This is a genomic window from Clostridium sp. CTA-5 (genome assembly GCF_054768135.1).
This window is the reverse complement of record NZ_BAAAAT010000013.1, coordinates 55,836-76,328: the sequence shown is the minus strand read 5'-3', so window position 1 is coordinate 76,328 and position 20,493 is coordinate 55,836. Positions and strand designations below refer to the sequence as shown.

Here is a 20,493-nt window from a genome sequence, read left to right as displayed (position 1 = left end):
AAAGATCTAAAGTAATAGAATATTCAAATTACTTTAGATCTTTTTTGTTTATAAACAAGATTTAATAAATTTATATTATTTTAAAGTTATATTTGCATTATAATCTAGGCTTGTATTAACATAAAGTGCTTGTTTATCATCCATAAATTCATATTCTTGTCCAGTATATTCAATATAAGCTAGATTATCACTATTAAGAGTCAAATTATCAGCTTGATTTATCTTACTAGATGTGAAAGATAATAATGTGTCGTCAGTTCTTTTCTTAATATTAAAGTTAATACTTGAATCACTTGAATTAGTATTTGCAGCATTTGCGGCAAGTTTAGTATTATCAGCATCAGATTTAGCAGTAATAGCGGCTGTAGCAGTAGTTACTGAAGTATCTGCAGCAGTTGTGTAGTTAGTAGTAGTAGCATTATTAGTTATAATTACCATCAATATAAGCGTATTTATGAGCAGAATCAAAAGTTCCATTTGCGAATTTAAACGTAATTCTTGTAGCATTAGCTGACAAAGAAAATGATTTGATATTTAAAGGTGTAAGAGTACTAGGGTCAGTAATAATTAAATTACTTACTTTAATTACAAAATGAATTGAAGATAAAGTATAGAACTCATTATGATAATCATTTCCTGTAATTGTAGTTTTATCAGTATAAGTGTATTTAAGTTCACTATCAGAAGTTATTTCTACGATACCATGTCTTAAATCTATTAAAGGAACAGTCGCAGTTATTTTTTCAAATCGCAAAGTGGATAGATATTTCCTCAAGTATTACGAACATTTCTAATATCATCAAGTTCAGTGTATCCAATATATATACTATAATTAGTATTGGTATTTCCATTAAAAGTTGTTTTATTTTAAGAATGAATAATTAGTTGTCATACTGGTAAACAATACAAATATTATCAATTTATCATCTTTTAAATCTGGAGTAGTAGCATCAGGAAGAGGACCATCTATTGGAGGTGTTACAAGATTAGCAACGGTTTTTACAACTTTATTGTCAGTACCAACAAATTCTGCAGATTTAATTTCTTCAGAGTTTCTGTTATTATCAACTAAAGTATTCAAAGATCCGTTACCAGTAGCAGAAGGATTCATTAAATTTGAAAAAGTTAAATTTATTACTGTATTATTTGTATAAATAATATCTTTATCTTGTATTGAACTTAGTAATACAGGTGGAATACTACCAACAGTAAAACTTAAATTTGTTCTAGGAGGCAAGTAACAACAGGCATCTGTTAAATCGCAACACCTTCTGAAATTTCTCCGATTCCAAGGGTGATAGGAGATGCTGGCAAAGGATTAGAAGAATCTAATTCAAAAATTAATGTTTTAAAATCATTGTAAGGTCTTGTTATTTTAGATAGTGTTAATGGAGTTCTATCATTTTTAAATAATATCTTTGCAGTAGCTACAGAACTATTTAGAGGTTTCATAACAGGTTTATCAAAAGTTATAGTAACTTTTATTTTTAACAGGAGCACCTGCATTTATAGGAATTGCAGGTGATGATGAAACACTTGTGATAAATGTAGCTTCTTTTTATGGAATTATTTTTCCTTCTTTGCTATAGTCAGTTAAAACTTTAGTTTTATTTTCATAATCTAAATGATATTTTCCTTTATTTAGGGCTATTTTATGTAGATATAATAAAATTGCAAATCGATCACTTTCATTTTCATTATTAATAGTTTTAATTAGATCTTTAACATTTTTAATCATATTAAAATTGCCCACCTTAAAATAGTTATACTAATTAAATATATTCATAAAATTTTCTATATATGAAACAGATTAATAATATAAGTACGTGTTATTTTCTAAATTAATTAAGATTAGCCAATTATGTCGGGATTTATTACTTTATTCTCTGAAATATGGTAAGATATAAAAGTATACAAAATAAAATTATAATTAATTTATAAATTTTCAAGAAAATTTTAGTTATATTATAGTAAAAAGTACCCAAACTATTATTATTTTTTGTATATAATAATGATGAGTCAGAAGGGAGCGCAAATATGCTTGAATGTGTTTTAGAGGATTTAAATGTTGGACAAGACTTAGATATTAATGAACTTATAGACCAACATATGCCTTTTATAATTAAAAGCATATCAGATGTTACAGGAAGGTATGTATCCTGCGAAAATGACGAAGAGTTAAGTGTTGCATTACTTGCATTTAGTGAAGCAGTTGAAAGATATGATAAAGATAAAGGATACTTTTTACCCTTTGCTAAGCTTGTTATATCAAGTAGAATTAAAAATTATTTAAAAAGTGAAAATAAACACTCGTGTTCATCACTTGATGAGTTAGCAGAAAAGGGAATAAATATTGAACAAGAATATATAGAAGAAGAGGATAACACTTTTTTAATTGAAGATATAAATAAATTAAAAAGTGAAATAAACTCTTTTGGATTTACTTTAGAAGATTTAGTAAATGAAGCTCCTAAGCAAAAAGCAACAAGAGAAAACGCAATTCAATTAGCAGAATCTATAAATGAAGTAGAAGAATTTACTGCTTTTATGGAGATAAAAAAGAGATTGCCAATTAAAAAAATTGTATTAAGATTTAGGGTTACTGAAAAAGTAATAAAAAGAAGTAAAAAGTTTATTATATCAGTAGTAATAATACTTAATAAAAATCTTAGAACTTTAAAAAGTTGGATTAGAAAGTAGGTGAGTATAGTGAATAAAGGAATTTTAATGGAAATTAAAAAAGATTATGCAATAGTAATGAATGAATTAGGTCTTATGGATAGCATAAAACTTAAAGATGGAATGATAATAGGACAAAAAATATTTTATTTTCAAGAAGATATTGTTAATCTTAATGCAAATAAAAGTATAAATAAATTAAGTTTATTTAAGACATTCGGTACATTTGCAGCACTATTTTTACTTATATTTACTTTTTTTCAACCGTTCGCTTATCAAAAAGCGTATGCTGTAGTTAGTTTAGATATTAATCCAAGTATTCAAATAGAAGTAAATAATAAGAAAAAGATAGTAAAAGTTGAAGGTATTAATGCAGATGGAAAGAATATTGATCTTTCAAGCGTTAATGGTCTTGATATAAATGATGGAATTGAAAATATAAAATCTATTTTAGTAGAAAAAAATTATTTAAATAAAGACGGTGAAGTTTTAGTTGGATTTGCATTATTAGATGGCAAAGAGGATGAAACATATGAAAATACGATTAAAGATGTTATTCAAACTACCTTTAAGAGTGAGAATGTAACATATGTTAAGGCAAATAAAGATGCTGTAGAAGAAGCTAAAACAAAAGGTATTAGTTTAGGCAGATATGAAGCCACTCGTTCATTAAATGAAGATGTTAAATCAGACATAGAAGATATACCTGTTAAAGAAATAACTTCTTTAATAAAAGATAAGGGGAATTATATTCATTGGGAAGCTGATGACGTAATTGAAATACCTAAAATAGAAGAGAATATGCCTAAAATAGAAGATATAGATAAGGCTATAGATAAACCTATAGATAAACTAAATGATGATGTAACATCTAATAAAGATAAAAATAATCAGCCTATAAAGGAAATTGCGCCACCAGTAGAAAAGCCAAATAGTACTGATGAAAGTATTGAAATTAAACAGGAACCAGGAATAGTTCCAGAAACAAAACCAGAAGTAGAAATACCTTCTATAGAAATACCTAAACCAGAAGAAGATAATAAAAATTCTAATTTAAACAATCAAGATAATAAGGATATTTCAAATGAAGATAATTCTAAAATAAATGATACAATTAATAAAAAGTAATTTTTATTAAAAAAGTACCTAAAAAATAATTTAGATTTGTACTATATAATAAGTAAATAGATTTTATACTTGGAAAGAATTTAATAAAAAGAATAAAATAACTCAAATACATTAAAAACCCCTATGTTTGTTTATTGGGAAAGAACAGACATAGGGGTTTTTAATTAGTACTTTATATTATGTTTAAGTTAATGTCGATATTATTTTAAAATATAACTAAATTATTAAATTAAAAAATATGAAATATATAAATATAATGGTTAAAAAAGAAATTATTTAAAATATTAATTTTTAAAATAATTGGTTTATTAAATAAGCAATGTAAACATTAACATAAAGAGAAAAAATGTAGAAAAATAGTAATTTTATATATGTTATAATGAAAATGCGAATTAACAAACTATTTAAATAATATATTTAATAATATATTATTAAGATACAACTTAGGGGGGATTATTTTGAATAAAAACAATAATATGAAAAATAATAGTGAAGAACAAATAAGTCCAGTTTTTGCTATAGAAGAGTCTTCAAGATGTTTGTTGTGCCATGATGCACCATGTTCACAAGCATGTCCAGTCGGTACAAATCCAGCCAAATTTATTCGCTCACTTCGTTTTAGAAATCTAAAGGGAGCAGTAGAAACAATAAGAGAGAACAACATACTTGGAGGAATTTGTGCAAGAGTATGCCCAACTAAAAAATATTGTGAAGGTGCTTGTAGTAGAAGTGGTATAGATAAACCAATAGAAATTGGAAAACTTCAAAGATATTTAACTGATTATGAAAACGTATTAGGCTTAGAAATATTAAAACCTGTAGAACTTAAAAAAGAAAAAGTAGCTATAATTGGTTCAGGCCCAAGTGGATTAGCTGCTGCAACTAAATTAGTACAATTAGGTTACAAAGTTACAGTATTTGAAAAGAGAGAAAAATTAGGTGGATGGTTAACATATGGAATACCTGAACAAAGATTACCACAAGCTGTTGTAGATAATGAAATTGGATATATAAAAAAATTAGGTGTAGAATTTAAAACAAACGTTAATATAGGCAATGACATTACAATAGATTCATTAAGTAAAGAAGGATATAAAGCTTTCTTAATTGCATGTGGAATGCAAAAGAGTAAAGATGTAAATATAAAGGGAAATGAATTAGAAGGGGTTATAGGTGGTACAGACTTTTTAGCAGAGGTAAAATCAAATGGAAATTATAAATTAGGAGATAAGGTTGTAGTTATTGGTGGTGGAGATGTTGCAATAGATTGTGCAATGACTGCTAAAAATCTTGGAGCTGCAGATGTTAAAATAGTTTATAGAAGAACTATAGATAAAATGCCAGCAGAAAGAAAGAGCATTCAAGAAGTCATAGATTTAAATATTCCAATTTTTACAGGTATTAAACCAGAAGAAATCATTGGAGAAAATAATAAAGTATCAAGATTCAAAGGTATTGGTATGTTTGATGATTCAACTTTAGATATGGGTACAGTAAACGTTATCTTTGCAATTGGACAAGAACAAGATGACATAATTTCTATAGCTGATGTAGAAGTTAACGATAAGGGGATACTTCTAACAGATAATTATAAAACTAATATTGAAAATGTATTTGCTTGTGGAGATATAGTTGAAGGGGACAAAACAGTTGTTTATGCACTTAAATTAGGAAAAGAAGCAGCAGAAAAAATTGATGAGTATTTAAACTGGAAGGAAGGTGCTAGATAATGAGCGTTATTAAGGATTTATCAATAGAATTTTGTGGAGTAAAATGTGAAAATCCATTTTTCCTATCATCATCACCAGTAGGAAATTGTTATGAAATGTGTGCAAAAGCTTTTGAAGTAGGTTGGGCAGGTGTAATGTTTAAAACAATAGGATTCTTTGTACCAAATGAAGTTTCTCCACGTTTTGATAATTTAAAAAAGGAAGCAACTTCATTTATCGGTTTTAAAAATATGGAGCAAATATCAGATCACCCATTAGAACAAAATTTAGATGATTTAAGAAGATTAAAAGAAAACTATCCTACTAAAGTAGTGGTAGCTTCAATAATGGGTCAAAATGAAAAAGAATGGGAAGACCTTGCAAAACTTGTAACTGAAGCAGGGGCAGATATGATTGAATGTAATTTTTCATGTCCTCAGATGACAAGTCATGATATGGGATCAGATGTAGGACAAAGTCCAGAACTTGTTAAAAAGTATTGTGAAGCAACAAGAAGGGGCACACATCTTCCTATATTAGCAAAAATGACTCCTAATATAGGAGATATGACAATACCAGCTATTTCTTCTATTGAAGGTGGAGCAACAGGACTCGCAACTATTAATACTATAAAGAGTATAACTGGTATTGATATAAATTCAATGACTGCTAAGCCAGTAGTTAATGCTAAATCATCTGTTTCAGGATATTCAGGAAAAGCAGTAAAACCAATAGCATTAAGATTTATTTATGAACTTGTTAAGAATGAAAAATTAAAAGGTGTTCCAATAAGTGGAATAGGAGGAATTGAAACTTGGGAAGATGCATTAGAATTTATTCTTTTAGGATCAAGTAATCTTCAAGTAACTACATCAGTAATGCAATATGGATATAGAATAGTAGAAGATATGATAAGTGGATTATCTCATTTCATGGAAGAAAAAGGCTTTGAAAAATTAGAGGATATGGTTGGGATAGCTATAGATAATATTATTCCAGCTGAAGATTTAGATAGGGACTATATAGTGTATCCTGATGTTGATAAAGATAAATGTTTAGGATGTGGAAGATGTTATATTTCATGTTATGATGGTGCACATCAAGCCATAACTTGGAATGATAAAGAGAGAAAACCTGAGATAAATAAAGAAAGATGTGTTGGATGTCATTTATGTGCACATGTATGTCCAGTTACAGCTATAGGTAAAGGAGAAATAAAATTAAAAAATAATTCAAAAGAAAGAAAAATAATTCTATAAATTTTTCTATTATTCATTTATAATAATAGCTGTGTTTGACAATAAAATTATTAAACACAGCTATTTTTGTGGTAAATATTATCATATTAATAATATGTTGAAAATGTTAAAGAAATATACATTAGACATAATTAAGGAAACAATAAGTACCTTTATCTGATGAAAATATTCATTGCAACTTTGGAATTGGTATTTACTTCATGTGCCTTAAATGAAAATAATTTTATAATTAAATTAAATGGAGGGAACAGGAATGAGCTATTTATTTGCATTATCCTTAACTACTGCAATACTTTGTGGAGGATGGATAATAGGATGTGATCTTACTGGTTTAATAGGTTGGGCAGGATTTGCAGGATGTACCACTTTTTTTGCAGCAGGAGGGAAAAAGGATGGTTTTAAGAGTGCCATATTTACAAATATGAGTGGCGTATTTTGGGCAATGTTAAGCATAAAGATATCAGCTTTATTAGGCTTTCCATTATCAGGGGCACTGATGACAGTTGTGATAACATTTTTCTTATGCATACAATCTAAGATTAAATTACTAGCATTTATACCTGGCGCGTTTGTAGGATCTTTTTCAACATTTGCAGCTAATGGTGATTGGACAAGATTACTTCCATCATTGTTATTAGGAGCAGTATTAGGCTTTTTATGTGAGTGGACTGGAATATGGTTATATGAAAAGGCAGGTAAAAAAGAGGAAGTTTAATTAAATACGTTTATACATATTGTTTATTAATAATAAAGCTATATCTATTATTACAGGTATAGCTTTTTGTCTTTGGTGTATAAAACAGAAAATTGTTGATTAAATTATATGTAAATAGCATTGATTATAATTTATATTAAAAGTTTGAATTAAGATACATATAGTATAAAGTATTTATGTAAAGATTAAATAATAAGATTGACAAATCATGAGAAGTTGATAAAATTACAATGTTAAATATAATTTTTAAAATTACAATTTTATTCCAGACATTAGGAGGAAAAAATGGAAAATAACAATATGAAGAAAGAAATCAGTCTATTTATGGCCACTATGCTTGTATGTGGAAATATGATTGGTTCTGGGGTATTTATGTTGCCGGCCACACTTGCCCAAGTTTCAGGTCCATTAGCAACAATAATAGCTTGGGTTATAACAACAATAGGTTCAATATTAATAGCAATATCTTTTGCAAATTTAGGATCAAAGTACCCATCTACAGGAGGGGCATATCAATATACCAAAGAGGCTTTTGGAGAGTTTACAGGTTTTCTAAGTGCTTGGTTATATTGGAATGGATCATGGATTGGAAATGCGGCAATAATAGTAGCTTTATCTAGTTATAGTAAAGCATTTATACCACAGCTTCAAAATCCAATAGTTTCAATAATATATACTAGTGCAATTTTATGGATATTTACCATATTAAATATAATTGGAGTTAAAGAAGCTGGAAAGTTTCAAACTTTTGCAACAATATTTAAAATAGTTTTTTTTGGTGTATTTATAATAGCAGCATTTTTAAATTTTGATAAAATAAATTTAATGCCTCTTATACCAGAAGGAAAAGGCCTAGGAACAATTCCATTAGCTGCAACATCAACATTGTGGGCATTTGTAGGATTAGAGAGTTCTACAGTAACAGCAGGAGAGATAAAAGATCCTGAAAAAAATGTAAGAAAGAGCACAATATATGGAATGATAATAGCTTCCGTTATATATATTTTAATAAGTATTGGATGTATGGGTGCTATGTCAAATTCAGAACTTGCCATAAGTACAGCACCGCTTACAGATATATTAACAAATATATTGGGAAATTCAGTTGGGAAATTTTTAACAATTGCAGTTGTAGTATGTATTTTAGGAACAACAATTGGATGGTTATTATCAACAGCTAGAGTTTCATATGCAGCAGGAGAAGATGGAGTATTTCCTAAATTTTTTGGAAAATTACACCCTAAATATGGGACACCAGTAAATTCATTAATAATAGGTTCTGTATTAGTAAATATATTACTTATAATGAATTATCAAAAAAGTATGGTATCTGCATTTACATTTATAACAATATTAGCTACATTATCATTTTTACCAGTATATTTATTAACTGTATCAGCAGAAATGATGCTTATGTTTAAGGGAAAAACAGATTTTAGTTTTAAAATGTTTATAAAAAAATCAATAATTCCTCTTTTAGCATTTATATATTCTATATGGACTATATATGGTTCTGGAGCAGAAACTGTAATGTGGGGATTTGTATTAATGCTTATCGGAATACCTTTTTATATTTACAATTACCATAAAAATAAACAAGTTTAGTTTTAGATAAATATTTAATTATGAAATTTTAATTAATAAAAGATTTATATAGATGAACAAGTTTTATTAAAATATTTATAACAACCATATTAGTTAAAAAATGTAAGCTAAGAAATAAAGGCGTATTAAAGTGAGTTAAACTTTGCTTTATGCCTTTATTTTTGTATATTAGTAAATACTTAAAGTTTAGTAATTTTATTTTATTTAGTTATATGTATATAATGGATATAAGATTGATTGTGAAATATTCATTATGATATATAATTTATATTTCATTTATATATCATAAAAACATGAATAAATAGGAGTATTAGAAATGAATAGTAATTTAGATATTATAGGAAAGAACGATTTTGATGATTTTTTTAAGATATTAGATGCTTCATTTCCTGATGAGGAAAGAAGAAATTATAATGATCAAATAAAACTTTTAGATGAAATGATGTATAAGATTTATGCATATAAAGATCAAGAAAAAAACATAAATGCTTTTATTGCGAGTTGGAATTTTGATAAATTTAATTTTATTGAACATTTTGCTGTAAATCCTAATATTAGAGGAAATGGTCTTGGAACGAAAATGTTAAATAATTATATGAAAGAATGTAAAAAAACTATATTTTTAGAAGTTGAACCTCCTAAGACAGATATAGCTAGAAGACGAATAAATTTTTATAAAAGATTAGGATTTTATTTAAATGATTATGATTATGTACAATTACCATTGCAAAAGCAACATAAACCACTTCCTTTGATGGTAATGACATATCCAAGAAAAGTAAATAAAGATGAATTTGAAAATTATAAAAGAAAAGTGTACAAGCATGTGTATAAAGCTAAAATTTAATTGATTTTTATATAAAGTTAAAAAGCATATGCTGAAATATCGCATATGCTTTTTTATATTGAGAAGATTGTTAGGATATTTAAAGTATTGACTTTTAAATTATTTTTTATTCATTTATTTATAGATAGAGATTAAATTATAATTCACTATTATAAAAATAAATTGAAAAATAACATAATAAATTGTAATATTATACATATAGGGAAAATAAGGTAAATTTAAAAGATACTTATTAAAAGGAAATTTTAGTTTTTAAACATGTCATAATATAAGGGGGAACATAAAATGATAAAAAAATTAATTATTAGTTTATTAATTACAACATCAATTATAGGGGTAACTGCTACTTCAGCATCAGCAAAATGGAAAGTAAACTCTAATGGTACAAAGAGTTGGGAAGAAAATTCAGTAAATGTTACAGGATGGCATAAAATAGATGGTGAGTGGTATAACTTTGGAAATAATGGTTTTATGCAAACTGGTTGGATGAAGGATAATGGAAATTGGTATTATTGTTGGTCAAATGGGATGATGGCTAATAGATCTTGGATGTCAAATGGGGGATATTGGTACTATTTTGATAAAGATGGTAAGATGGTAACTGATAAAGTAAGGATAGAGGATAATATATATGATTTTAATTTTCCAACAAATATTTATTCAGAAAATGTAAATAAATCTAACCAAAATAAATAAATAAAATTTACTTAAAACATAATAAATAGAGGCCTGTCTTAAAACATAAACAAAATGTGTTTTTGAGATAGGCTTTTTTATTCTTTAGGAGATTATATTTTTTAAAATCGGTGAATAACTTAGATTATATTTTTGCTTAAAGATTAAGAAATAAAACCTAAAGAATAAAAAATAATCATATGCCGCACCATTATTCCTGCACTACGTTTGGAAAGGGTGTATGGCTAAAAAAAATCGACAGCTCCACAGTCGCATTGACGATTTTTTTACATTCTTGAATAATATTGAAAAATAATACTAAAAATATTTATATAAAAGGACATAGTCAAGATGTGTTAAGAAATATTTTTATGTATTTAATATAACATTTTATTTATTAATTGTCTTTTTAAATAGCACGATTAAGGAAGGGGAAAACTATGTTTGTTCCAAAAAGAATTTTGTTTGAGAAAGATTCTTTAAATTATGAAATAGGAAAGAATATTTATAATAAGTTTAAGGATAATTCAAATGTTGAGATAGTAAATTTAAGTTCAAATAAAGTGAAACAGCATATTCCAGGAGTAAAGTTATATGATTTTTATAGAGAAGGGAAGAATACGTTAGTTGTTGGTGTTAAAAAGGGCGTTAAATTTCAGTCTTGTAAACCATCAGCACATTATCAATTACCTTTAATATCTGGATGTATTGGACATTGTCAATATTGTTACTTAAATACTAATTTAGGTGATAAACCTTATATAAAGGTTAATGTAAATATAGAGGATATACTTAATCAAGCACAGAAGTATATAGATGAACGTTTACCTGAGATTACTATATTCGAGGGAGCTGCTACATCAGATCCCATTCCTATAGAACCATATACTAATTGTTTAAAAAGAACTATAGAATTTTTTGCTAATAATAAAAATGGTAGATTTAGGTTTGTTACGAAGTTTAATGATGTTGATAATTTGCTTAATATTAAACATAATGGTCATACAGAAATAAGATTTACATTAAACACTTCAAAAGTAATAAATAATTATGAGAATAGAACGAGCTCATTTGATATGAGATTAGAAAGTTGTGAAAAGGTTGCAAAAGCTGAATATCCATTAGGATTTATAATAGCGCCTGTATTCTTATATGAAGGATGGAAAGAGGATTATAGAGATTTACTTTGTAAATTAAGAAAAAAGTTACCAAAAAATTTAAAATACCCTCTTACGTTTGAAGTCATTTCACATAGATACACATCAAGAGCCAAAAATATAATAATGGAGGTGTTTCCTGATAATGCACTTCCAATGAAAGATGAAGAAAGAAAATTTAAGTATGGTCAATTCGGATATGGAAAATACGTTTATACAAAAGAACAATTAGTAGAAATGAAAGAGTTTTTTCATCAGGAAATAAAAGAGGTATTTCCTGATGGAGAAATAAAATATATTATATAAGTTTATGTTATAAAACAAAGGTTAATTTCTGAGAGTTCTATATTACAATATTAATATTGAATTAAAACGCAATGAAATAAAAAACTATATAAAAAAAGAAGATACCTGTATTTAAAATTTTAGATATCTTCTTTTTATTTGTTTATTTTATAAAATATAACCTTTTATTTAAGCGAATTTTAGTATATATTTTAAAAATATATTAATCTCTATTTTCTATTTTCTTTATATAATCTGAATACCAATTATTAAATAATACTTTTAATGCAGCAGTAAGTGGTACAGCAAGTAACATTCCAAGTAATCCGCCTACATTACCACCTATTAAAATAGCAAGCATTATAAAAACTGGATGTAAACCAACACTATCCCCAACAATTTTAGGTGCCAATAAATTGTTATCAATTTGTTGAACAACAAGCATAGAAACTATAGCATAAATTATTTTTATAGGTATACCACTAAGTAGTCCCATTATAGCAGCAAGAATTGTACCAACTATTGGTCCAACATAAGGAATCATATTACAGATCCCCGCAATGATACCAATTACAAATGCATAATCTATACCAACGATTGAAAGTGCAATCGCTGAAAGTATTCCAACAAAAAAAGCTTCTAATAATTGTCCACGAAGAAATTTTCCAAATACTTCATGTATAGTTATAAATACATAATTAAGTTTATTTCCTAATTTGCTTTTCCTAAAGATAAGATAATAAACTTTATGCCATAAACTCATAAAATACTCATAGTCTTTCAATAGATATATACTTATAATTAATGCAATGAAAAAAGTGGCAAGGCTACTTCCAATAGACATTATAAAGACTGCCATATTTCCAATATTATTTGCTATATAATTTTGAGTATAAGTAACTACGTCTACTATATGGGGTTTTAATGTATCTATAAAGGGTATATTTAAGTTTTGTAAAGTAGAATTAATTGAATCTACTGAAAATGAATGAGTAGTTATGTAGATAGAAATATATTCTACTATATTAGTAATGCTAGTATTTTTTGATAACTGTCCACCAATCATAAAATATATTCCACAAAGTAATGATAAAATAATTCCTATTATTAAAAGATAGGAAAAAACAATACTTAAAATACGTCTATTTGATGGCTTTTTAATTTTATATAGTTTATTATTACCTAAAAAATTTTCAATAAATTTAGTAAGTGGAAATAATAAATATGTAATTACAATTGCAATAAGCAATGGTTTAATCAAACTTAATGATTTGTCTATAATATTAAATATGGTTCCTATAAGTGTACCGATGTTAAAAAGAAGCAAAAATGCTATATATATAGCAATTGCTGTAAAAGTTAAGTATATACCATATTTAACTAATTTTTTATCTAATTCAATTTTCATGTTTTTAATTCCCTTTCTTAAGTTTTTAGTATAATAAGATATAGTTTAACATAAAATTCTAGGAAAAAAATAAAAAATAAATAAATTTTTTAAAATTAAGGTTACAGTAAGACATAGAATTATAAATAGTAATTTATGTTGTATAAATATAAATTTTAAATATTAAAAAGTATTAGATAATAGTAAATTAATTTCAATAAATGAACTTAATTTACTTAATTATACAAAATAAATAAAATTTGGTTGATAAACTTTTTGTATTCTTATATAGTATAAATATAGATTAAACAATTATCGTTACATGTATTATTGGGGGAGGAAAAAATTTATGTTAAACGAAGAGGAATTGAAAAAATTAGATGAAATTTTGATTAAGCATAATTATAACAAAGCATCGGTTATTTCAATTATGCAAGAAGTACAAAAACAATATCGATATTTACCACAAGATGCATTAATTTATATTGCAAAAGCACTTAAAATTAGTGAAGCAAAGATATATAGTGTGGCAACATTTTATGAAAATTTTTCATTACAACCAAAAGGAAAATATGTAATAAAAATTTGTAATGGAACAGCATGTCATGTGAGAAAGTCTGTTCCTATATTAGAAGAATTTAGGAATATATTGGGTCTTTCAGAAACAAAATGTAGTACGGATGATATGATATTTACTGTAGAAACAGTATCATGTTTAGGTGCATGTGGACTAGCACCTGTATGTACTGTAAACGATGTAGTATATCCAAGCATGACACCGGAAAAAGCAAAAAAATTAATTGAGGAGCTAAAGGAGGGAACAGCCAATGAAAATTAACAACAGAGAAGAATTAGATGCAATAAGAGAAAAATATAAAGTTGCTTTAGCCAGCCAATATAAACAAATTTTAATCTGTGCAGGAACTGGTTGTGTAGCCGGTGGATCCTTAAATATATATAAAAGACTTCAAGAATTAATAGAAGAAAGAGGACTTAGTATTCAACTTAAACTGGAAGAAGAACCACATGATAATAGTATAGGTTTAAAAAAGAGTGGATGTCATGGCTTTTGTGAAATGGGTCCTTTATTAAGAATAGAACCAATGGGTTGGTTATATATAAAAGTAAAGGTTAGTGATTGTGAAGAAATTATTGAAAAAAGTATAATTGGAGATGAAGTTGTAGAACGTTTAATTTATAATGATGGCAAGCAAAGTTATAGTAAGCAAGAAGAAATTCCATTTTATAAAAAACAAACACGTGTTGCTTTAGAACATTGTGGTCATATTAATGCAGAATCTATTGAGGAATATTTAGCGTCAGATGGATATACTGCCATGGAGAAAGCTCTTTTTGATATGACATCAGAAGAAATAGTAAATGAAATTTTGGAATCTTCTCTTCGTGGGAGAGGCGGTGGAGGATTTCTAACAGGAAGAAAGTGGTCTCAAGTACTAAATCAAAGCGAAAAAGAAAAGTTTATTGTATGTAATGGTGATGAAGGTGACCCAGGTGCATTTATGGATAGAAGTATGATGGAAGGGGACCCTCATAGAGTAATAGAAGGAATGATTGTTGCTGGTATTGCAACAAAAGCTAATAATGGATATATATATGTTCGTGCAGAATATCCTCTTGCAGTTAAGAGATTACAAATTGCTATTGAACAAGCCATGGAAAAAGGACTTCTAGGCGAAAATATTTTAAACTCAGGTTTTGATTTTCACCTACATATTAGTCAAGGCGCAGGAGCTTTTGTATGTGGTGAAGGAAGTGCTTTAACAGCATCTATAGAAGGTAATCGTGGCATGCCAAGAGTAAAACCACCAAGAACAGTTGAACAAGGATTATTTGGCAAACCAACAGTATTAAATAATGTTGAAACATTTTGTAATGTTCCACCTATCATAAATAAAGGCTCAAGTTGGTATAAAACTATGGGACCTAATGGCAATCATGGAACAAAAGCATTTGCACTTACAGGTAATGTAAAAAACACTGGTTTGATAGAAGTTCCTATGGGAATAAAATTAAAGGATGTTGTATTTGATATTGGTGGAGGAGTTAAAGATGGAGAATTAAAAGCAGTTCAAATAGGAGGCCCATCAGGAGGATGTCTTTGTCTCCATGCTAATCATCTTGATTTAAATTTAGATTTTGATTCATTAAAGAAAGTTGGAGCAATGATTGGTAGTGGCGGATTAGTTGTAATGAATGATAAGAGCTGTATGGTAGAAGTGGCTCGTTTCTTTATGAATTTCACACAAAATGAATCATGTGGTAAATGTATACCTTGCAGAGAAGGTACTAAGAGGATGCTAGAGATACTTACAGATATAGTTGAAGGAAGAGGTACATTAGAGCATATAGACATGCTTGAAGAATTAGCTGAAACTATTTCATCAACAGCACTTTGTGGACTTGGAAAGAGTGCAGCATTACCAGTTATAAGTACATTAAAATATTTTAGAGATGAATATGTAGCTCATGTTGTAGATAAAAAGTGTGAGGCAGGAGTATGTAAAGCATTAATGTCTTATGAAATAAATAAGGATAAATGTAAAGGATGTTCTAAATGTGCTAGGTTATGTCCAGCTAAAGCTATTTCAGGAGAATTAAAGAAACCTTATACCATTGATAAATCAAAATGTATTAAATGTGGTGCTTGTATGGAAGGATGTGCTTTCAAGGCAGTTGAACTGGTTTAATAAAATAAGAGATATAAAATATGGAAAGGATGATAAAAAACTATGTCAAAATATATGATAATTGATGGTAATAAGGTAGAATTTGATAAAGAAAAAAATATTTTGGATTTGGTTAGAAAAGCAGGGATTGATTTACCTACATTTTGTTATTATTCAGAGTTATCAATTTATGGAGCATGTAGAATGTGTGTGGTTGAGGATGAGAGGGGTGGGATTATAGCTTCCTGTTCTACACCACCAAAAGATAAAATGTCAATTAAAACTAAGAGCCCTAAATTATATAAACATCGTAAGATGATTTTAGAGTTATTATTAGCAGCACACTGTAGAGATTGTACTATATGTGAAAAGAATGGAAAATGTAAGCTTCAAGAACTAGCACTTCGTTTTGGTTTAAAGAATATAAGATTTAAAGATAATAATATTAAGCAGGAATTAGATACTTCTTCTAAATCAATCATACGTGATCCAAGTAAATGTATTTTATGTGGAGATTGCGTTAGAATGTGTAATGAGGTGCAAAATGTAGGCGCAATAGATTTTGCACATAGAGGATCTAAGATGGTAGTAAGTACTGCATTTGATAGATGTTTAGCAGAAACAGAGTGCGTAAATTGTGGACAATGTGCTACTGTATGTCCAACAGGTGCAATTGTTGTAAAGAATGACTTTAAAGAAATTTGGAAAGCACTTTATGATTCTAATAAGAGAGTTGTTGCACAAGTAGCACCAGCAGTACGTGTAGCATTAGGTGAAGAATTTGGGATAAAACCTGGTGAGAATGTAATGGATAAAATTTCAGCAGCAATGAGAAGAATAGGTTTTGATGAAATTTATGATACTTCATTAAGTGCTGACCTTACAATAATGGAAGAATCTAAAGAATTTTTAGAAAAATTAGAATCAGGAAATAACAAGTTTCCACTATTTACTTCATGTTGCCCAGCTTGGGTTAGATATGTAGAAACAAAACATCCAGATATTATGAAGTATGTGTCAACTTGTAAATCACCAATGCAAATGTTTGGCGCTGTTATTAAAGAATATTTTAAAGAAAAGGATGCATCAGAGCAAAAAGAAACAATATCTGTAGCAGTTATGCCATGTACAGCAAAAAAGGCAGAAGCTGCTAGAGAAGAGTTTATAAGAGATGGCATTAAAGAAGTTGACTATGTAATTACTACAACAGAATTAAGTTCAATGATTAAAGAAACAGGATTAAGATTTAATGAGATAGAAGGAGAGTCACCTGATATGCCATTTGCTTTATATTCAGGCGCGGGTGTAATATTCGGTGTTACCGGAGGTGTAACAGAGGCAGTTATTCGAGGAGTAGCTCAAGATAAAACTCCTAAAGCATTAAAAGATATAGAATTTATTGGTGTAAGAGGTATGGAAGGGGTAAAGGTATGTGAACTTCCAATTGAAGATAATATCCTTCGTATAGCGGTAGTTAGTGGACTGGGTAATGCAGAAATTTTAATTCAAAAAATTGAGTCTGGAGAAGAACATTTTGACTTTGTAGAAGTTATGGCTTGTCCAGGAGGATGCATATGTGGAGCAGGACAACCTTTTAGTTTAAAAGCTGGTAAAAAAGAAAGAGCAAAGGGATTATATAAAGCAGACAAGGTTGCTCAAATTAAAAGAAGTGAAGAAAATCCTATGATGGTATCTTTATATAATGAAATATTAAAGGATAAGTCTAAAGAGTTACTTCATGTTCATTATGAAAATAGGAAACATTAAAGTATTTTCTGGGAAATATTGTATTGAAAAATAAGTTTTCTATATTAATAGAATAAAATTTTTATCTAAAAATAGATATCTTAAATCAAAGGTTTGAATTAAGATATCTATTTTTTATTAAAATCTTTATTAAATTAGAAATAAGTGGTATAGTAATTTAATAAAATTCTAAAATAATAAAGAAGTATATATTGATAGATAATACTTTAATGCGACTTAATTATAATAAAATTAAGCTATATTTTATAAATATGTTTATACTAAATATAAATATTTATTTAAATGTAGTGTAAAAATCAAAGTAAATTATGTTAAGTATAAAAGTGTAGGAGGGGATATTGTGAGAATTGGTATTATAAGACATTTCAAGGTTAATTATAAAAAGAAGCTTTTTATGACATCGAAAGAATTTAAAGGTTGGGAAGAATCTTATAATAATAGTAAAGTTACTCGAAATGATGTGAAATTACATAATATAAATTGGGATAAATGTTATTCAAGTACATTAAGTAGGGCAATAACAACAGCAGAAGATGTTTATTCAGGAAAAATAGTTAAAAGTGATTTTATTAGAGAAGTTCCTATAAGTCCCTTATTTAAGACAAATTTAAAACTTCCATATTGTTTTTGGGCAATAAGTTCTAGATTAGCTTGGTATTTTAACTTTGGTCCAGAAGAAGAAAAAAGAAAAATTACTGAGACAAAAGCTAAAAAATTTATTGATTTTCTTGAAAATGAAGCTAAAAAAGAGAAGTCAGAAAATATTTTAATAGTTACTCATGGCTTTTTCATGTATACTCTTCAAAAAGAACTTAAAAAAAGAGGATTTAAAGGGAAAACAGTTTATATGCCTAAAAACGGAATATTATACTTATATAAGAAATTTTAATACATAAGTTTTTCCTTGATTAATATATATAAGCAATGTAATATAAAACATGTAAACTTTGTTAAAGTTTACATGTTTTGTTTTTTTGTTAGAATTTATTAAATAATTAGCATTAATAGTACATATGATTCTACAAGTAATAAATAGTAGTTGAATGTTTTAGGATAATTATTTCTAAATTTTAAGGAATTTTAAATTACAAAGAATAGGGAATATATTATTATAAATACTATGTTTTAAAGCAGTGTTGATATTGTAATATCGATATTAACTTAAAACAATCACATTACAAAAGAGGGGGAAAGAAAAATGAGTAGTGCAAACATAATAGATAAAAGAACATCTTTATTTAGGCTTACATGGCCTATTTTTATTGAACTTATTTTACAAATGCTTGTAAGCAATGTGGATCAGCTAATGTTGAGTAGGGTTTCAGAAAATTCAGTGGCAGCTGTTGGAAATGTAAATCAGATTATGAATTTTTTACTTATAACTTTTAGTGTAATTACAATGGCAACTACAATATTGGTATCACAATATCTCGGAGCAAAAAATTACGAAAAAGTATCAGAAGTATATTCAGTATCTGTATTTTCTAATCTAGCTTTTAGTGTTTTTATAAGTTTAATATTATTATGTTTTAATGAGGTGTTTTTTAAATGTTTAAGAATGCCTAACGAATTATTAAGTGACGCTAAAATGTATATAAGTATAATAGGTGGAGGTATATTTCTTCAAGCAATATTAATGACATATTCAGCTATACTTAGAAGTAATGGACTTATGAAACAGGGAATGTATGTTTCAGCAATAGTAAATGTTATCAATATAATTGGAAATTCTATTTTTATAACAGGCTCATTTGGTGTACCAAAGCTTGGTGTTGAAGGGGTTGCTATATCAAGTGTGCTAAGTAGATTAATTGGTGTTATGGTAATAATTTTTATATTTAAAAAAAATGTTAAAGGAAAAGTATCTTTGAGTTATTTAAAGCCATTTCCAAAACAAACATTTAAAAGACTAATGATGATTGGCCTTCCAGCTGGAGGAGAATCAGTTTCTTATAATTTTTCTCAAATGGTTATATTGACTTTTGTTAACATGATGGGGACAAGTTCAGTTGCAACAAAGGCTTATGTAAATATATTGGTTTGGTTTTCATTTATATATGGTGCAGCAGTGTCACAAGCCAATCAAATTAGGGTTGGATATCTTATTGGTGCTAAAAATGAAGATGAAGCTTATAACAAAGTGCTTCAAACTTTGAGACCAGCTGCTATGATTTCAGTGAGTGCATCAATAATTTTATTTATACTTAGTAATCAGCTTTTAGGTATATTTACTTCAAATATTGAAATTTTAAATTTAGGTAAAAAATTATTATTTATAGATATTTTATTAGAACTTGGAAGAGCTTTTAATATGGTTATAATAAAAGGAATGCAGGCGGCAGGGGATATTAAATACCCTATATTTATAGGAGTTTTATCAATGTGGAGTGTTGCAACTGGGCTTGCATATGTTTTTGGAATAAAACTCGGATGGGGACTTCAGGGAGTATGGATTGCAATGATGTGTGATGAATGTTTAAGAGGATGTATCTTTTATATAAGATGGAGAAGAGGAACATGGAGAAATAAGAGTGTGTTTGCATGATAAATATATTAAAGTGATAGAGTAACGACTAACCTAGTGTTTCATATA

At 27.5% G+C, this 20,493-nt stretch carries 20 protein-coding genes; 14 read left to right on the top strand and 6 right to left on the bottom strand.

The annotated features are described in order from the left end of the window. Positions 1 to 75: 75 nt before the first annotated feature. The 5 genes from ACYUET_RS17325 to ACYUET_RS17305 all read right to left on the bottom strand — a co-directional run bounded on the left by ACYUET_RS17325 (position 76) and on the right by ACYUET_RS17305 (position 1,738). Positions 76 to 438, bottom strand: a complete 363-nt coding sequence (locus ACYUET_RS17325; RefSeq protein WP_460281714.1) for a hypothetical protein — start codon at positions 436 to 438, stop codon at positions 76 to 78. Next, entirely contained in the window at positions 422 to 754 is a 333-nt protein-coding gene (locus tag ACYUET_RS17320; protein ID WP_460281713.1) for a hypothetical protein, read from the bottom strand. The genes ACYUET_RS17325 and ACYUET_RS17320 overlap by 17 nt, the downstream gene beginning before the upstream one ends. Before the next feature lie 108 nt (positions 755 to 862). Beyond that, positions 863 to 1,237, bottom strand: coding sequence for a hypothetical protein (locus ACYUET_RS17315; protein ID WP_460281711.1), 375 nt, complete (start codon positions 1,235 to 1,237; stop codon positions 863 to 865). 17 nt (positions 1,238 to 1,254) lie between these two features. Further along, positions 1,255 to 1,506 (bottom strand): hypothetical protein, encoded by a 252-nt coding sequence (locus ACYUET_RS17310; RefSeq protein ID WP_460281709.1) that lies wholly within the window; start codon positions 1,504 to 1,506, stop codon positions 1,255 to 1,257. Between the two features lie 52 nt (positions 1,507 to 1,558). Then, on the bottom strand, positions 1,559 to 1,738 hold the full coding sequence (locus tag ACYUET_RS17305) for a hypothetical protein (protein WP_460281707.1): 180 nt from the start codon (positions 1,736 to 1,738) through the stop codon (positions 1,559 to 1,561). A 299-nt stretch (positions 1,739 to 2,037) separates the two neighbouring features. Between ACYUET_RS17305 and sigI the strand changes: the two genes are divergently transcribed. From sigI to splB, 9 genes are all read left to right on the top strand, one after another. Then, positions 2,038 to 2,700 carry an RNA polymerase sigma factor SigI gene (gene sigI / locus ACYUET_RS17300; protein WP_460281705.1) on the top strand — a complete coding sequence of 221 codons (663 nt, stop codon included), beginning with the start codon at positions 2,038 to 2,040 and terminating at the stop codon, positions 2,698 to 2,700. A 9-nt stretch (positions 2,701 to 2,709) separates the two neighbouring features. Continuing rightward, entirely contained in the window at positions 2,710 to 3,807 is a 1,098-nt protein-coding gene (locus ACYUET_RS17295; protein ID WP_460281703.1) for an anti-sigma-I factor RsgI family protein, read from the top strand. 455 nt (positions 3,808 to 4,262) lie between these two features. Next, complete coding sequence (locus tag ACYUET_RS17290; RefSeq protein WP_460281725.1) at positions 4,263 to 5,537, top strand: FAD-dependent oxidoreductase; 1,275 nt, start codon at positions 4,263 to 4,265, stop codon at positions 5,535 to 5,537. Beyond that, positions 5,537 to 6,775: an NAD-dependent dihydropyrimidine dehydrogenase subunit PreA gene (preA, locus tag ACYUET_RS17285; protein ID WP_460281701.1), complete on the top strand. Its 1,239-nt coding sequence runs from the start codon at positions 5,537 to 5,539 to the stop codon at positions 6,773 to 6,775. The genes ACYUET_RS17290 and preA overlap by 1 nt, the downstream gene beginning before the upstream one ends. Positions 6,776 to 7,028: 253 nt before the next feature. Beyond that, a complete protein-coding gene (locus ACYUET_RS17280; RefSeq protein WP_460281699.1) occupies positions 7,029 to 7,490 on the top strand; it encodes a DUF1097 domain-containing protein in 462 nt (153 codons plus the stop codon). A gap of 285 nt (positions 7,491 to 7,775) precedes the next feature. Next, positions 7,776 to 9,095 (top strand): APC family permease, encoded by a 1,320-nt coding sequence (locus ACYUET_RS17275; RefSeq protein WP_460281697.1) that lies wholly within the window; start codon positions 7,776 to 7,778, stop codon positions 9,093 to 9,095. Positions 9,096 to 9,411: 316 nt separating this feature from the next. After that, positions 9,412 to 9,942 (top strand): GNAT family N-acetyltransferase, encoded by a 531-nt coding sequence (locus tag ACYUET_RS17270; RefSeq protein ID WP_460281695.1) that lies wholly within the window; start codon positions 9,412 to 9,414, stop codon positions 9,940 to 9,942. A 285-nt stretch (positions 9,943 to 10,227) separates the two neighbouring features. After that, positions 10,228 to 10,638 carry a phage tail protein gene (locus tag ACYUET_RS17265; protein WP_460281693.1) on the top strand — a complete coding sequence of 137 codons (411 nt, stop codon included), beginning with the start codon at positions 10,228 to 10,230 and terminating at the stop codon, positions 10,636 to 10,638. 419 nt (positions 10,639 to 11,057) lie between these two features. Continuing rightward, positions 11,058 to 12,080, top strand: a complete 1,023-nt coding sequence (splB, locus tag ACYUET_RS17260; RefSeq protein ID WP_460281691.1) for a spore photoproduct lyase — start codon at positions 11,058 to 11,060, stop codon at positions 12,078 to 12,080. 202 nt (positions 12,081 to 12,282) lie between these two features. Here splB and ACYUET_RS17255 read toward each other — a convergent pair whose 3' ends face one another. Beyond that, complete coding sequence (locus ACYUET_RS17255; RefSeq protein WP_460281689.1) at positions 12,283 to 13,467, bottom strand: AI-2E family transporter; 1,185 nt, start codon at positions 13,465 to 13,467, stop codon at positions 12,283 to 12,285. Between the two features lie 328 nt (positions 13,468 to 13,795). Here ACYUET_RS17255 and ACYUET_RS17250 point away from each other — a divergent pair, with 328 nt between their 5' ends. From ACYUET_RS17250 to ACYUET_RS17230, 5 genes are all read left to right on the top strand, one after another. Continuing rightward, a complete protein-coding gene (locus ACYUET_RS17250; protein ID WP_460281687.1) occupies positions 13,796 to 14,284 on the top strand; it encodes an NADH-quinone oxidoreductase subunit NuoE family protein in 489 nt (162 codons plus the stop codon). Further along, positions 14,274 to 16,154: an NADH-ubiquinone oxidoreductase-F iron-sulfur binding region domain-containing protein gene (locus tag ACYUET_RS17245; RefSeq protein WP_460281685.1), complete on the top strand. Its 1,881-nt coding sequence runs from the start codon at positions 14,274 to 14,276 to the stop codon at positions 16,152 to 16,154. The genes ACYUET_RS17250 and ACYUET_RS17245 overlap by 11 nt, the downstream gene beginning before the upstream one ends. Positions 16,155 to 16,196: 42 nt before the next feature. Beyond that, complete coding sequence (locus ACYUET_RS17240) at positions 16,197 to 17,900, top strand: [FeFe] hydrogenase, group A (protein ID WP_460281683.1); 1,704 nt, start codon at positions 16,197 to 16,199, stop codon at positions 17,898 to 17,900. 340 nt (positions 17,901 to 18,240) lie between these two features. Beyond that, a complete protein-coding gene (locus tag ACYUET_RS17235; protein WP_460281681.1) occupies positions 18,241 to 18,789 on the top strand; it encodes a phosphoglycerate mutase family protein in 549 nt (182 codons plus the stop codon). Positions 18,790 to 19,098: 309 nt separating this feature from the next. After that, a complete protein-coding gene (locus ACYUET_RS17230) occupies positions 19,099 to 20,445 on the top strand; it encodes an MATE family efflux transporter (RefSeq protein ID WP_460281680.1) in 1,347 nt (448 codons plus the stop codon). Positions 20,446 to 20,493: the final 48 nt, after the last annotated feature.

Bases quoted from the DNA above. Each gene is read 5' to 3' on its own strand.
- ACYUET_RS17325 (WP_460281714.1), bottom strand. From the start codon at position 438: ATGGTAATTATAACTAATAATGCTACTACTACTAACTACACAACTGCT.
- ACYUET_RS17310 (WP_460281709.1), bottom strand. From the start codon at position 1,506: ATGCAGGTGCTCCTGTTAAAAATAAAAGTTACTATAACTTTTGATAAA.
- ACYUET_RS17305 (WP_460281707.1), bottom strand. From the start codon at position 1,738: ATGATTAAAAATGTTAAAGATCTAATTAAAACTATTAATAATGAAAAT.
- sigI (WP_460281705.1), top strand. From the start codon at position 2,038: ATGCTTGAATGTGTTTTAGAGGATTTAAATGTTGGACAAGACTTAGAT.
- preA (WP_460281701.1), top strand. From the start codon at position 5,537: ATGAGCGTTATTAAGGATTTATCAATAGAATTTTGTGGAGTAAAATGT.
- ACYUET_RS17280 (WP_460281699.1), top strand. From the start codon at position 7,029: ATGAGCTATTTATTTGCATTATCCTTAACTACTGCAATACTTTGTGGA.
- ACYUET_RS17275 (WP_460281697.1), top strand. From the start codon at position 7,776: ATGGAAAATAACAATATGAAGAAAGAAATCAGTCTATTTATGGCCACT.
- ACYUET_RS17270 (WP_460281695.1), top strand. From the start codon at position 9,412: ATGAATAGTAATTTAGATATTATAGGAAAGAACGATTTTGATGATTTT.
- ACYUET_RS17265 (WP_460281693.1), top strand. From the start codon at position 10,228: ATGATAAAAAAATTAATTATTAGTTTATTAATTACAACATCAATTATA.
- splB (WP_460281691.1), top strand. From the start codon at position 11,058: ATGTTTGTTCCAAAAAGAATTTTGTTTGAGAAAGATTCTTTAAATTAT.
- ACYUET_RS17255 (WP_460281689.1), bottom strand. From the start codon at position 13,467: ATGAAAATTGAATTAGATAAAAAATTAGTTAAATATGGTATATACTTA.
- ACYUET_RS17250 (WP_460281687.1), top strand. From the start codon at position 13,796: ATGTTAAACGAAGAGGAATTGAAAAAATTAGATGAAATTTTGATTAAG.
- ACYUET_RS17245 (WP_460281685.1), top strand. From the start codon at position 14,274: ATGAAAATTAACAACAGAGAAGAATTAGATGCAATAAGAGAAAAATAT.
- ACYUET_RS17240 (WP_460281683.1), top strand. From the start codon at position 16,197: ATGTCAAAATATATGATAATTGATGGTAATAAGGTAGAATTTGATAAA.
- ACYUET_RS17230 (WP_460281680.1), top strand. From the start codon at position 19,099: ATGAGTAGTGCAAACATAATAGATAAAAGAACATCTTTATTTAGGCTT.